The organism is Burkholderia semiarida, from assembly GCF_029268935.1.
Lineage (GTDB): Bacteria > Pseudomonadota > Gammaproteobacteria > Burkholderiales > Burkholderiaceae > Burkholderia > Burkholderia semiarida.
Map to the genome: position 1 here is coordinate 673,547 of NZ_JAHLCL010000007.1, position 13,224 is coordinate 686,770.

General features: G+C 66.6%; 18 protein-coding genes. 13 read left to right on the forward strand and 5 right to left on the reverse strand.

Annotated elements, in window-relative coordinates; translation table 11 throughout:
* Window positions 1-153: 153 nt before the first annotated feature.
* Entirely contained in the window at window positions 154-990 is an 837-nt protein-coding gene (locus KPB06_RS16120) for an AraC family transcriptional regulator (protein WP_059585357.1), read from the forward strand.
* A 119-nt stretch (window positions 991-1,109) separates the two neighbouring features.
* Window positions 1,110-2,477: a glutamate--cysteine ligase gene (locus KPB06_RS16125; RefSeq protein ID WP_059585378.1), complete on the forward strand. Its 1,368-nt coding sequence runs from the start codon at window positions 1,110-1,112 to the stop codon at window positions 2,475-2,477.
* A gap of 19 nt (window positions 2,478-2,496) precedes the next feature.
* On the opposite strand, the gene KPB06_RS16130 is transcribed toward KPB06_RS16125, so the two are convergent.
* Entirely contained in the window at window positions 2,497-3,609 is a 1,113-nt protein-coding gene (locus KPB06_RS16130) for a 3-deoxy-7-phosphoheptulonate synthase (protein WP_059585356.1), read from the reverse strand.
* 384 nt (window positions 3,610-3,993) lie between these two features.
* Here KPB06_RS16130 and KPB06_RS16135 point away from each other — a divergent pair, with 384 nt between their 5' ends.
* The 4 genes from KPB06_RS16135 to KPB06_RS16150 all read left to right on the forward strand — a co-directional run bounded on the left by KPB06_RS16135 (window position 3,994) and on the right by KPB06_RS16150 (window position 6,787).
* On the forward strand, window positions 3,994-4,404 hold the full coding sequence (locus KPB06_RS16135; protein WP_059585355.1) for an acyl-CoA thioesterase: 411 nt from the start codon (window positions 3,994-3,996) through the stop codon (window positions 4,402-4,404).
* Between the two features lie 28 nt (window positions 4,405-4,432).
* A complete protein-coding gene (locus KPB06_RS16140; protein ID WP_059585354.1) occupies window positions 4,433-5,080 on the forward strand; it encodes a hypothetical protein in 648 nt (215 codons plus the stop codon).
* On the forward strand, window positions 5,077-5,628 hold the full coding sequence (locus tag KPB06_RS16145) for a shikimate kinase (protein ID WP_063892447.1): 552 nt from the start codon (window positions 5,077-5,079) through the stop codon (window positions 5,626-5,628). The genes KPB06_RS16140 and KPB06_RS16145 overlap by 4 nt, the downstream gene beginning before the upstream one ends.
* A gap of 451 nt (window positions 5,629-6,079) precedes the next feature.
* Window positions 6,080-6,787, forward strand: a complete 708-nt coding sequence (locus tag KPB06_RS16150; protein ID WP_059585353.1) for an SDR family NAD(P)-dependent oxidoreductase — start codon at window positions 6,080-6,082, stop codon at window positions 6,785-6,787.
* A 31-nt stretch (window positions 6,788-6,818) separates the two neighbouring features.
* On the opposite strand, the gene KPB06_RS16155 is transcribed toward KPB06_RS16150, so the two are convergent.
* Window positions 6,819-7,784, reverse strand: a complete 966-nt coding sequence (locus KPB06_RS16155) for a LysR family transcriptional regulator (RefSeq protein ID WP_059585352.1) — start codon at window positions 7,782-7,784, stop codon at window positions 6,819-6,821.
* 214 nt (window positions 7,785-7,998) lie between these two features.
* Between KPB06_RS16155 and KPB06_RS16160 the strand changes: the two genes are divergently transcribed.
* The 6 genes from KPB06_RS16160 to KPB06_RS16185 all read left to right on the forward strand — a co-directional run bounded on the left by KPB06_RS16160 (window position 7,999) and on the right by KPB06_RS16185 (window position 11,211).
* A complete protein-coding gene (locus KPB06_RS16160) occupies window positions 7,999-8,463 on the forward strand; it encodes a RidA family protein (protein ID WP_059585377.1) in 465 nt (154 codons plus the stop codon).
* 273 nt (window positions 8,464-8,736) lie between these two features.
* Complete coding sequence (locus tag KPB06_RS16165; RefSeq protein WP_059585376.1) at window positions 8,737-9,156, forward strand: organic hydroperoxide resistance protein; 420 nt, start codon at window positions 8,737-8,739, stop codon at window positions 9,154-9,156.
* 66 nt (window positions 9,157-9,222) lie between these two features.
* On the forward strand, window positions 9,223-9,549 hold the full coding sequence (locus KPB06_RS16170; RefSeq protein WP_059585375.1) for a DUF4148 domain-containing protein: 327 nt from the start codon (window positions 9,223-9,225) through the stop codon (window positions 9,547-9,549).
* Window positions 9,550-9,613: 64 nt separating this feature from the next.
* Window positions 9,614-9,940 (forward strand): DUF4148 domain-containing protein, encoded by a 327-nt coding sequence (locus KPB06_RS16175; RefSeq protein ID WP_059585374.1) that lies wholly within the window; start codon window positions 9,614-9,616, stop codon window positions 9,938-9,940.
* Between the two features lie 72 nt (window positions 9,941-10,012).
* A complete protein-coding gene (locus KPB06_RS16180; protein ID WP_059585351.1) occupies window positions 10,013-10,342 on the forward strand; it encodes a DUF4148 domain-containing protein in 330 nt (109 codons plus the stop codon).
* A 152-nt stretch (window positions 10,343-10,494) separates the two neighbouring features.
* Window positions 10,495-11,211 carry a GNAT family N-acetyltransferase gene (locus KPB06_RS16185; RefSeq protein ID WP_059585350.1) on the forward strand — a complete coding sequence of 239 codons (717 nt, stop codon included), beginning with the start codon at window positions 10,495-10,497 and terminating at the stop codon, window positions 11,209-11,211.
* A gap of 60 nt (window positions 11,212-11,271) precedes the next feature.
* Here KPB06_RS16185 and KPB06_RS16190 read toward each other — a convergent pair whose 3' ends face one another.
* From KPB06_RS16190 to KPB06_RS16200, 3 genes are all read right to left on the reverse strand, one after another.
* A complete protein-coding gene (locus KPB06_RS16190; protein ID WP_006482257.1) occupies window positions 11,272-11,727 on the reverse strand; it encodes a MarR family winged helix-turn-helix transcriptional regulator in 456 nt (151 codons plus the stop codon).
* A gap of 107 nt (window positions 11,728-11,834) precedes the next feature.
* A complete protein-coding gene (locus KPB06_RS16195) occupies window positions 11,835-11,963 on the reverse strand; it encodes a hypothetical protein (RefSeq protein ID WP_256122098.1) in 129 nt (42 codons plus the stop codon).
* The gene (locus KPB06_RS16200) at window positions 11,960-12,331 is read right to left on the reverse strand and encodes a GFA family protein (protein ID WP_059585349.1); all 372 of its coding nucleotides are present in this window, start codon (window positions 12,329-12,331) and stop codon (window positions 11,960-11,962) included. The genes KPB06_RS16195 and KPB06_RS16200 overlap by 4 nt, the downstream gene beginning before the upstream one ends.
* Window positions 12,332-12,591: 260 nt before the next feature.
* On the opposite strand from KPB06_RS16200, the gene KPB06_RS16205 reads away from it, so the two are divergent.
* Complete coding sequence (locus KPB06_RS16205) at window positions 12,592-13,224, forward strand: 5-formyltetrahydrofolate cyclo-ligase (protein ID WP_104012126.1); 633 nt, start codon at window positions 12,592-12,594, stop codon at window positions 13,222-13,224.

Genomic DNA, 13,224 nt, shown 5'->3' on the forward strand with positions numbered 1-13,224 from the left:
ACGCGCCGCGCGACGGCATCGCGTGGCGAGGGAGCAAGTGCTGCGTGCATCGCGTTCCTCTGCTTCGTTTGGGTTTGAACACGACACGCATTGTTGGACGCTCCCGGGTAAAGCTGATAATGTTGTTTAGACAAAAAATAATGAATTCCGGCCATGCCCATCCGAGAAGCCTCTCCCGCCCGCGCGGCGCAACGCGCCGACGCCGATCCGAGCGAACGCGCGGACGGCCCATCGCTGATCGCCGTCTGGGGCGAGGACGACGGCAGCAATACCTACCAGCTCGGCACGCGCGAGGTCGACTGGCACAGCCATCTGCGCGGCCAGGTGTTCTGCGTCGAAAGCGGGTTCGCGCACGTGCGCACGCCGCACGGTTCGTGGCTGCTGCCGCCGCATCGCGCGGGCTGGATTCCGCCGGGCGAGCAGCACAAGGTCAGCATCAGCGGCGCGTTGAGCGGCTGGAGCGTCGTGATCGCGCCGGCCGCGAGCCGCCGCATGCCCGACCAGCCGTGCGTGATCGCGATCACCGATCTGATGCGCGCGCTCGTGCGGCGCGCGGTGTCGTGGGCCGACCAGGACCGGCTCGACATCGAACAGGCGCGCATGAGCGTCGTGCTGCTCGACGAGATGCGCCGCGCGCCGCACGAACCGCTGCACTTGCCGATGCCGCACGACCGGCGGTTGCTGCGGATCGCCAATGCGATCCTCGGGCAGCCGCACGACAGCCGCACGCTCGACGCGTGGGCCGAGTGGGCCGGGCTGTCCGCCCGCACGCTGAGCCGGCTGTTCGTCGCGGAAACCGGCACGAGCTTCGCGCAGTGGCGGCAACAGGCGCGGCTCACGCATGCGCTCGAACGTCTGGCGAACGGCGACAGCGTCGCCAACATCGCCGACGCGCTCGGCTATGCGACGCCGAGCAATTTCATCGCGATGTTCCGCCGCGCGTTCGGCGATTCGCCCGCGCATTACTTCGCGAAGCGCAAGCAGCCGTAATGTCGCGCGGCCTCGCACCGCCCCTATCACCCCTGCCAGTACTGCGCGCGCATCGACGTCGCTATAGTCGCCGTGCGACCGGCCGGTCGGTCGCCCAATGTGACCTGTGGAGGATGTCGATGTCGAACGCCGTCGGATCGGACAACACGCCGATCGTCTCCGAGCAGCAGCTCGCCGATCATCTGGCCGCCGGCTGCAAGCCGGCCGCGCAGTTCCGGATCGGTACCGAGCACGAGAAGTTCGTCGTTTCCCGCGCGACGCATGCGGCTGCGCGTTATGAAGGGCCGTCCGGCATCGCCGAGGTGCTGGCGCGGCTGCGCGGCGACGGGACGCCGATCGTCGATGCCGGGCAGACCGTCGGCGTGATCCAGCGCGACGGCGCCGCGATCTCGCTCGAGCCGGCCGGCCAGCTTGAACTATCGGGCGCCCCGCTCGATACGCTGCACGACACGCACGCCGAGCTGCACGCGCACCTCGCCGCGGCCCGCGCGGCATGCGATCCGCTCGGCCTGCGCTGCGTGCCGCTCGGTTTTCACCCTCACCTGTCGCGCGACGCGCTGCCGTGGATGCCGAAGCAGCGCTACGCGATCATGCGGCGCTACATGCCGCGGGTCGGCACGCGCGGGCTCGACATGATGCAGCGCACCTGCACCGTGCAGGTCAACCTCGATTTCGCATCGGAAAGCGACATGGCGCGCAAGATGCGCGTGTCGCTCGCGTTGCAGCCGGTCGCCACCGCGCTGTTCGCGAATTCGCCGTTCCGCGACGGCCGCCCGTCGGGCCTGCTGTCGACGCGCGCGCACACATGGCTCGATACCGACGAGGATCGCTGCGGCGCGCCGGCGCTGTTCCTGTCGCGCAGCTTCGGCTTCGAGCGCTACGTGAGCTGGCTGCTCGACAACGTGCCGATGTATTTCGTGCGGCGCGGCGATCGTTATGCGGACGCGACCGGGCACACGTTCCGCGATTTCATGCGGCGGCGCATTCCGCACCTCGAAGGCGAGACGCCGACGCTGGGCGATTTCGCGGACCATCTGACGACGGTGTTCACCGAGGTCCGGCTCAAGCGCTATCTCGAGATGCGCGGCGCCGATGCCGGCTCGCCCGACATGATGGTCGCGCTGTCCGCGTTCTGGACCGGCCTGCTGTACGATCCGGCGGCGCTGTCGGATGCCGGGACGCTGGCTGCCGAGATCGACCGCGGTACGCTGCTCGCGCTGCGTCGCGACGTGCCGCGTACCGGGCTCGATACGCCGGCCGGCGGCCGGTCGTTACGCGCGATCGCGGCCGATGCGCTCGCGATCGCGCATCGCGGCCTGCGCGCGCGGGCGCGCACGGATGCGGCCGGCCGCGATGAATCGATGTATCTCGCGCCGCTCGACGAGATCGTCGCCGGTGCGCCCACGCAGGCCGAGCACTGGCTGGCCCGCTATCGCGACGCGTGGGCCGGCGACGCGACGCGCATCCTTGACGAAGCCGCCATCTGAGCGTGTCGCGCCGGGCCGCTCACGCGCAGCAGGCGAGCAGCGGCTCGTGCGCGAACTCGGCGCCGAGGGGCAGCGGGTGGCCGCGTCGCCGCGTACGCACCGCGTGCGCGAGCGTCTCGAACAACTGCGCGGTATCGGCGAACGACAGGCACGCATCCGTGATGCTCTGCCCGTAGCGCGGCGGCACGCCGGGCACGAGATCCTGCCGCCCTTCGATCAGGTTCGATTCGATCAGCACGCCGACGATGCGCGTATCGCCGGCCGCCACCTGCGCGGCGACTTCCGCGCCGACGGCGAGCTGGTTCCGGTACTGGCGGCGGCTGTTGCCGTGGCTGACGTCGATCATCACGCGCGGCGCGAAGTGCGCGGCCGTCATGCGTTCGCAGGCGGCGTTCACCGCGGCCGCGTCGAAATTCGGTTCGCGTCCGCCGCGCAGCACGACGTGCGTATGCGGATTGCCGGGCGACGCGCTCGCGCATAGCCGGCCGCCTGCATCGATCGACAGGAACCGGTGCGCGTGCGCCGCCGCGCGCATCGCGTCGACGGCGACCTGGACATTGCCGTCGGTGCCGTTCTTGAAGCCGATCGGAACCGGCAGCGACGACGCGAGCTCGCGATGCACCTGCGACTCGACGGTGCGCGCGCCGATCGCGCCCCAGGCGATCAGATCGGCCAGGTAGCGCGGCGACAGCGGATCGAGCAACTCGGTCGCGGCCGGCATCTCCGCGCCGTTGATGTCGCACAGCAGCGCGCGGGCCGTATGCAGTCCGACGTCGATCCGGTCGCTGCCGTCCAGCAGCGGATCGTTGATCAGCCCCTTCCAGCCGACCGTCGTACGCGGCTTCTCGAAATACACGCGCATCACGATTTCCAGCTCGTCCGCGAAGCGCGCGCGTTGCAGCGCGAGCCGTGCCGCGTAGTCGCGCGCGGCGTCGGGATCGTGTATCGAACACGGGCCGGCGATGACCACGAGCCGGTCGTCCGCGCCGTCGAGCACGTCGACGATCGCGCGGCGGGTCGTATGAACGGTGCGCGACGCGCGCCACGCCGGCGGCAGCGCGCCGGCCAGATCCGCAGGGGACGGCAAGCGCAGCACGGCGTCGCGGTTTGTCGTCCAGGCGTTTGCATGCATGGGGACTGCCCTCCTGTCGATAATGAACGTGACTTTTTACTACAGCGCGACTGTATTGAATGGTGCTTTCGGCGCGCAACTAACATAGTTATCAGTTTCTAATTCATAACCTTATGAATGAGGTAAATAAGCGTCGGATTCGATAATTGAGGATCCTGTCGTCATGCCTGTTCGCGGGTGTCGAATGGAACGTTCATTGGGTTTTCGTTCGAAAATCAGGCTGTGATCTTGCAGCGGCGAATGCGTCCGCATGCGGCTTTCCGCCACGCTTCGCTATTCGTTCTGATAGTGGCGGCCCGATAGTCGTTCGATTAATTTTCGGATGCCCGACAGGCCATTCGGGCTCGAAAATATAAATCAACCCAGTCATTGCGGAGAGTCACCATGTCGAAACGGCATTACGAAACCCCCATTCACGTCAAGTATCGCGATACGGATTCGATGGGGCATGTGAGCAGCCCCGTCTATTACGACTATCTGCAGCACTCGTACCTCTGCTACATGTTCGATCTGCTCGGCCTGCCGCGCACCGAGAAACTGCCGCACATCATGGTGAAGACGCAGTGCGAGTACCTCGCACCGGCCCAGTTCGGCGACAACCTGACCGTCCGCTCGAGCATCGTGCGCTTCGGCAGCAAGAGCTTCGATCTCGAACACCTGATGGAGCGCGACGACCAGACCATCGTCGCGCGCGGCGTGTCGACGCACGTGATGTTCGATTACGCGAACAACACGACGCTGGCCGTGCCCGACGAATTCAAGACGCGCGTGCTCGAATTCCAGGGGTCGCTGTGATGCGTGCGCGCGCGCTCGGGAGCGACACGTGAGCTGCGCGGTGGCGCGCGCCCGGCGCCGCATCGGTGCGATCGTCGAGCGGCGGGACGATCGCGCGATCGTGATCGTCCGGCATGCGGCGCAGGCGCTGCTCGAGCCCGCCGCGCTCGAGCGGCACCGTGCGCTCGCGTGCCGCCACGAGGACGAGCTGGAAGTGCTGCTGCAGCCGTGCGGCGGCGCGCACGACGGCGTGCGGACGCTGCTCGGCCGGCTGCGGGATGCCGGCGTGGCCGTGGCGCTCGACGCGGCCACGGTTGCCCACGACGCGTCGCTGCTCGAATTCGCGAGCTGGGTCACACGGTGTACGACGGCCGACGGTCTGGCCGCGGCACCCGACGACACGGCCGTGCCGGGTGGTGCGCTGCTCTACGGGCTCGTCGTGCGATGGCGCGATCTGCACGGCAGGTGGCGGCGGCCCGAGCGCGACGCGGCGCCTGAACGCGCGCCGCGGACCATCGCGGCGGATGCGGCCGAGCACATCGCGGCCTGCGATCCGGACGAGCAGGTGCTCGGCGCGCTGCTCGACGCCGATGACGCGTCGACCGGCGCGGCGCTCGACACGCTGTCGGACGCGGTGCGCGCGCGACGGATCTGCCTGGCGACGCGGGCCGGCTGGTCGCTCGCGCGACGGTTATGAGCCCCGCCGTCGAGACGGCCGGCGGGCGCGCGTTTCTGGTCGGCATGATGGGCGCGGGCAAATCGACGCTTGGCCGCGCGCTCGCGGCTTCGCTCGGCTGGGCGTTCGCCGACAGCGACGACGAGATCGAGCGGCGCACCGGCCGCTCGGTCGCCGCGCTGTTCGACGTGGTCGGCGAAGGCGGCTTTCGGCTGCTCGAAGCGCATATCGTCGACGAGCTGACGCAGCGCGCGAACGTGGTCGTGGCGACCGGCGGCGGCTCGGTCCTGAATCCGCACACCCGCGCACGCCTGAGCGAGCGCGGCAGCGTGATCTATCTGCATGCGGATCCCGATGTGCTGTGGCGGCGTACGTGCGACGACACGCGGCGGCGGCCGCTGCTGCAGGCGGGCGAACCGCGGCAGACGCTCGCCGCGCTGTACCGGACGCGCGACCCGCTGTATCGCGAATGCGCGCATGCGCTGGTCGATACGACCGCACACGATGTCGCTCGCGCGACGGCGGAGGTGTTGACGCTGCTGTTTGCGCGGAGGAACGCGCCGGCGTGACGGCGCGGTCGCTTCCCTGCCCTTCGATTCGACGACGCGCTCGACGTCATACGCGTTTTTGAAGTGGCGAGTTTGGATTTTCGATAGTGCTATCGTGATAAGAAAAGTTATCCGGATAGAGGTATTTTCTTATCCAACCTCGTGTTTTCGTGGCAAACGAATCGACGCTTCAAGCTCCCGGAAAATCGGTCCATCAGGCACGATCCCGCCCCGCGCCGACATTCTCCCGTAGCGCACCGACTTGGCGAGCACCCGGCGCGGCGGTGTACCCGACTCCAGCGCGGCGATCGCCGCAGACCCTCGCCTTTCCCGTCATTTGTTCCCGCGACGCAAGACTGTTGCTCCATGGCGGGTGTTCGAAATCGTGACCGGCACGCCTACAGTCTGCCCATCGGATTCATCGATCCGGTCGGCATCGAGGCCGAACATCATTCACCCGTCGAGGTACATCATGAGCGCATCCAAAGTCATCATCGTCACCGGCGCATCGCAAGGCATCGGGGCGGAAACGGTCAACGCATTCCGGGCACGCGGCCATCGCGTCGTCGCGACGTCCCGTTCTATCGGCCCGTCGCACGGTCCCGATCTCGTCACCGTCGCGGGCGACATCGGCGATCCGGCCGTCGCGCACCGTGTGGTCGATGCGGCAATCGAACATTTCGGCCGTGTCGACACGCTCGTCAACAACGCGGGCATCTTCGTCGCAAAGCCGTTCACGCAATACACCGCGGACGACTATGCGCGGATCACGAGCGTCAACCTGAACGGCTTCTTCCACGTCACGCAGCGTGCGATCGCCGCGATGCAGAAGCACGGCACGGGCCATGTGGTCAGCATCACGACGAGCCTGGTCGATCACGCGAACAGCAATGTACCGTCGGTGCTGGCGTCGCTGACGAAAGGCGGATTGAATGCCGCGACGAAGTCGCTCGCGATCGAGTATGCGAAGGCCGGCATTCGCGTCAATGCGGTGTCGCCCGGCATCATCAAATCGCCGATGCATGCGGCCGACACGCACGCGACGCTCGCGTCGCTGCATCCGGTCGGCCGGATGGGCGAGATGAGCGATATCGTCGGTGCGATCCTGTATCTCGATTCGGCGCCGTTCGTCACCGGCGAAATCCTGCACGTGGACGGCGGTCAGAGCGCCGGGCATTGAGCGCCGGCGTCGAAGCCGCGAGCCGGCGTGTCTATCGCGATGCGCCGGCGCGTTTGCCGCGTGTGCCGGCTGTCCGGTTGGCAGGCGCCTGCGCGAGCTGTTCGACGAGAAAGTCGACGAACACCCGCACGCGCGACGACAGAAAGCGTGCATGCGGGTACAACAGCACGAAGGGCCGCGACCGGCCGCCGACGCTGGACAGCACTTCCACGAGCGTGCCGGCGCGCAGATCGTGCTCGACGATGAAGCGGTAGGTCTGGAACAGCCCTGCGCCGCTGCGCGCGAGCGTCACGCCGGCCAGGACGTCGCCCGACGTGCCGTAGCTGCCGGCCGTCGTGACGTCGATTTCATCCGCGCCGTCGTCGAACAGCCAGGGAATCGTCCGTCCGCTGCTCGGCAGCTCGAACTGGATGCATTCGTGCGCGTGCAAGTCGGCGATCGCGGTCGGCGTACCCGCGCGCTTCAGATAGTCGGGCGTCGCGACGACGACGAGTTCGGCGTCCTCCAGCTTGCGCGCGACCAGGCTCGAATCGGCCGGCGCGCGGCCGCGGATCGCGAGATCGTAGCCTTCCTCGGCGAAGTCGACGTTGCGGTTGCTCAGGTGAGTTTCGATGCGTACCGCCGGGTAGCGCTCGCGAAACGCCGGCAGCAGCGGCAGCACGCGATAGTGCCCGTACGGCGTCGGCATGCTGATCCGTAGCAGGCCGGCGGGCGTGGCCTGCTGGCCCGTGGCTTCGCGCTCCGCGTCGACGAGCTGCGACAACGCATCGCGACATTGCTCGAAATAACGCCGGCCGGAATCGGTCAGCCGGATCTGTCGCGTCGTGCGGACGAACAGGCGCACGCCGAGACGCTCCTCGAGCCGTGCGACCGACCGGCTGACCGCGGCGGGCGTGACGCCGGCCGCATTTGCCGCAAGCGTGAAGCTGCCGAGCTCGGCAGCCAGACAGAACAGCTCGATGCTGCCCAGCAGCAGATCGTCGAATTGTCGTTGCATGGGGCGATTCCTGCCGTCTCGGCCATGGGGGACGCGGTGAAGCAACGAGTGTGCATGAATCTCGTGCGGGAAACCAGCCGGTGCGGCGGGCGCGATTCGTTACATGACGTCCCGACTCAATTGCGCGGCCGGCATTTACCGGCTTCGGCCGCGTGACTACAGTGATTCACGGGCCATGCGGCCGCCCGATCCCTTTTACCGCAAGGAGCACGACATGAGCGTCGAACAGAACCTGGCCGAACTCGGCCTCGCATTACCGGAACCGCCGAGTCCGCTCGGCAGCTATACGGCCGTCGGCGAAGCCGGCAACCTGCTGTTCGTGTCGGGACAGTTGCCGCTCGCCGACGGCAAGCTTGCTTATACCGGCCGTGTCGGCGAGCAGTTGAGCGTCGACGACGGCAAGCATGCCGCGCGGCTGGCGGCACTGAACGTGCTTGCGCAAATCCGCAAGCATCTGGGCGGGTTCGATCGCCTGCGCAAGATCGTGCGCGTCGAGGGGCACGTGAGCTCTGCCGACGGCTTTTTCGGACAGCCGGCCGTGATCGATGGTGCGTCCGACCTGTTCGCCGCCGTGCTCGGCGCCAAGGCCGGACATGCGCGTTCGGCGTTCTCCCAGCACCAGTTGCCGGCCAACGCCGCCGTGATCCTGGTCGTGATCGCCGAGATCGAGGTGGCGTGATGACAGGCCGGACGTGTGGGGCGGCATCCGGTCCCGCAAGTGTTCTCGCGCGCCCTACCCGGCATCCGGCACGCACGTCGGCGCACCGTGCAATCGGGGGCCGGATCGTCTGAAAAGCTTGTCAGGAAAGGCGCTACACGATCCGGATACATTGAAATACAAAATATCGCATGCGATTTAATCGAATCCGCTTGACGAGAGAGGTCGTCAGGCGGAAACTGCGTCGCATGCGATCGAATCGCATCTGAGACAAACCAACCGACGGAGCAAATGATGAGCAAGATCGACAAGGTGCTGTACACGGGCAAGACGCATACGACTTCCGGCGGCCGCGACGGCGCGGCGCGCAGTTCCGACGGCCGCCTCGACATCCAGTTGTCGTCGCCGGGCAGCGCCGGCACCGGCACCAACCCGGAACAACTGTTCGCAGCCGGCTGGTCGGCCTGCTTCATCGGCGCGATGCAGCTTGCGGCGCGTGCCGCGAAGGTGACGCTGCCGGCCGACCTCGCGGTCGATGCCGAAGTGGATCTCGGCACCGCGGGCAACGCGTACTTCCTGCAGGCCCGGCTGAACGTGAGCGTGCCGGGGCTCGAGCGCGACGTCGCGCAACGCATCGTCGACGCCGCTCACCAGACCTGCCCGTATTCGAAGGCGACGCGCGGCAACATCGACGTCGACATCCGGATCGTCTGAACGTTGCATCGGGCGGCCGAGCGCCGCCCTCCCGAATTCCCGATTCCTTTTCCATCGAGGTGAATGATGAAAACCCAACTGATCGCTACCCTGCTCGTCGCTGTTTCGGCCGCTGTTGCCGCACCGGCGTTCGCCAACGAAACCACCGTGACGCGTGCGCAGGTGCGCGCCGAACTCGCACAGCTTCAACAAGCCGGCTATCCGCTGAACCGCGCGACCGACGCCACCTACCCGAACGATCTGCAGGCCGCGCTGACGCGGATCCACGCGGGCGACGCCGTCGCCGCCAACGCAGCGGGTGCCGGCTACGGCAGCGACGGCGGCGCCGCGACGCAATCCGGCCGCCGCGATGTCGCAAGCGTGGCCGAGCGTTCGGTGTACTTCGGTCACTGAGCACCACGCCGGTACGTGAACCCTGAGTCCTTTTATTCCTGATTCCATTTTGTCGAGGTGAATGATGAAAACCCGCCTGATCGCTGCCCTTCTCGTCGCTGTTTCCGCTTCTGCCGCCGCGCCGGCGTTTGCCGACGCAGCCGTGGTGTCCCGCGCGCAAGTACGCGCCGAGCTCGTCCAGCTGGAACAAGCCGGTTATCGGCCGGGACGCGCGAACGATCCGCATTACCCGGACGACCTGCAGGCCGCGTTGACGCGCATTCATGCGAACGACGCGGTGGCGGCCGACGCATCGGCATCCGGTTACGGCAACGATGCCGCTGCCGCGACGCAGTCGGGCAGCCGGCCGGCGATGCGTGTTGCCGAACGCTCGATCTACTTCGGTCATTGAACGAACGCGCGAACGGCGCCGATGGCCGGCGTGCGGTGCGCCCCCTGAATTCCTGAATCCCTGTCGAGGTGAATGATGAAGACCCAACTGATTGCCGCCCTGCTCGTTGCCGTGTCGGCCGCCGTCGCCGCGCCGGCTTTTGCCGGAGAAAGCACCGTCACGCGTGCGCAAGTGCGTGCCGAACTGGCCGCGTTGCAGCAAGCCGGCTACCAGCCGAATCGCCCCAACGATCCGCACTATCCGGACAATATCCAGGCGGCGCTGAAAAGGATTCGCGACGATGGCGCCGTCGCGGCCGATACGCAGACAGCCGGTTACGGCGGTGATGCCGGCGGCGCCACGCAGTCCGGCAGCCGCAGCGCGATCCACATGGCCGAGCGCTCGATCTATTTCGGGCATTGAGCGTGGTACGGCGAATTCTGTCGCTGAAGTCCATCATATAAAGCGCATGCGATGTAATCGCATGCGCTTTTATTTGCATTGCCGCAGCCTGCATTCCCGCCCATCCCGGATTATTCTGTGCGGCACCCCCATCTTTCACGAAGGAGCCGCCGATGCCGGATGCCATGACCGGAAACGCGACAAGCGATGCGCACGTGCTCGATCGCGTTGTCTGGAACGCGCTGACGGGCAAGCAGCACCGCTTTGCGCTCGGCAATGACCGCGCATGGCGGTTTCCGGTGGCCGTGGCGCCGTTTGCCGCGCTCGCCGACACGAGCCCGGCGTCGTTCGACGCGCTGCGCGCGCTGGTCGCCGCACACGGGCCGGCCGCGCTCGTCACGCCGGACGAGATCGCGCCACCGGCGGGATGGTCGGTGATCCGGCGCGCGACGCTGCTTCAAATGATCTGGCAACGGACGTTCGACCCGGCACATGAATCGGAACATGTCCCGCTCGGCGAAGCCGACGTGCCGGACATGCTTGCGCTGACCGCCGCCGCGCAGCCGGGCCCGTTCGGCCCTCGTACGTTCGAACTCGGCCGCTACATCGGCGTGCGCAGCGAAGGGCGGCTGGCCGCGATGGCCGGCGAGCGGATGCAGTTGGACGGCTATACGGAAATCAGCGCCGTGTGCGTGGATGCCGCGTTTCGGCGGCAAGGGCTGGCGGCGAGGTTGATCCGGTCGCTGATTGCGTCGATCGACGCACGATCGGACACGCCGTTCCTGCACGTGCTCACGACGAACCAGGTGGCGATCGAGCGCTATCTCGCGCTCGGTTTCGTCGTACGGCGCGACATGCACCTGCTGGTGCTGGGCGATGCGCACGCGTGACAATGCGGCCGGCGCGATTCACGCGCCGGCCGCTCGTCATGCCTGAGTGCCTGAGTGCCTTTATGCTTCGGTCGACCGGATCAGGTTGCCGCGCAGCGTGACGATCGCCTTCTGCACCTTCGCGAACTCGTCCGGCTTCAACCCGGTGGCTTCGACCAGGTTCATGTCGAGCCCCTTCTCGCGCACGCGGCGGCCGCTTTTCGTCAGGCTGACGAGCACCTGGCGTTCGTCGGACGGATCGCGGTGCCGCTCCAGGTAACCCATTGCCTCGAGCTTCTTCAGGATCGGCGTCAGCGTATTGGATTCGAGGAACAGCTTCTCGCCGAGCTGGCCGACGGTCTGGTTGTCCTGCTCCCACAGCGCGATGATCGTGATGTATTGCGTGTACGTGAGGCCGAGCTCGTCGAGGATCGGCTTGTACGCCTTGCCGAACGCGAGGTTCGCCGAGTAGATCGCAAAGCACAGGAACTCGGACAGCTTCGGCGCGGCGGGCGACGGGGTTTCGGTCGGTTTCATGGACTTCCTCCAGCGACGCGAACGGTCGCAGACAATCGCATTATATATCGCATACGATCTTATCGGAAGCATGATAATCGGGGTCGATGGGCTGGCGCGCGCCGCGCTCAGCCCGGCTTGCGGCGCTTGCCGGTTTGCTGACGGCTGACCGACAACAACGTGCACTGTACCGGATGCGCGATTTCGGTCGCGAGCCCGCCCGCGGCAAACAGCAGGATCATCAGCCAGCGTTTCATGCGTCCTCCACGACCGAGAGGCTCGCACCATCGGCCACCGTCGCGTCGAGCGTGTACGGATCGACGCCGTCGAGGCAACCGAGGTTGACGCGCCAGCAGGCCGGGTCCTTGCGGGTCTGGTGGAACGGATAGACGCCGCACCGGCTGCAGAAATAGTGACGTGCGGTGTGCGTGTTGAAGCGATAGCACGTCAGTGCGCCCTCGCCTTCGACGATCGTCAGGTTGGCGGCGGCGAACATCGGGCTCATCAGCGCGCCGCGCCGGCGGCACAGGCTGCAGTTGCAGCGAACGGCCGGCGCAATGGCCGTGCTGACTTCGAATTTGACGGCCCCGCAATGGCAGGATCCTTTGAACCGGGTGGCAGACATAACGGGCTCCGAAAGAGGTCACGCCTGCTTTATAGCGAAGCCGCGCGCGGGCGGTGTATCGCACTGTATCGGCCGTCGGGGCGGATACAGGACATTGCAAATCTACAGCGCGCGGCGACACGTATCGCATTTCCGGTTTCGGCCCTAGAATGGCGGCCGGAGAAACCGCATCCAGGGCCGTCAGCGCGCAGCGTTCGTCGAACGCTTCGCCGACATTCACGCGGTTCCGCCGAATAACGAACAACACCATTACAACATTCATGAAAAGAAGAACATTTCTCGCGCTGCCTGCCATGGCGGCGTCCGGCATGCTGGCCGGCTGCGCCGATTTCGGTCCCGTCACCAAGGAGTGGATGAAGGATTCGAAATACGACGAAACGTTGTCGACCTTCCTGATTACATCCGACGGCAAGCAACTCGTCGTGCTCGGCAAGCGGTATCACTACATCTTCGAAATGCCGCCGGGCCTCGCGACCGTGCTCACCGCGCCGTATCGCCCGAAGCTCCACACGGCGTTCAACGATTTCGAGGCGCATGGCGACACGATCACCGGTCATTACACGATGATGCTGGACTACGCAGATGCGCCGACCGGCTCCGACACGCGCCAGCGTGCGCTTGCGGACGGCTTCAGGAAGGACTCGGGCCACCTGGAGTCGGAAGGCACGATCAGCGGCAAGCGCTACCTGCCGAACGATGTCACGCCGTCGGCAGTCCCGCAGGCGTTCAATCATGCGTATGGCGTCACGGTGACGGAGAAGCTGTCGGCCGTCGGCAAGGGCGCCAAGCTCGCGCTGTCGCCGATCACGATGGCGGCGGACGGCGCGCTGGGCCTGCTTGGTCTCGCGCTGTTCCCGATCGCGCTGACGGTATTCATCGTGATGGCGAGCTAG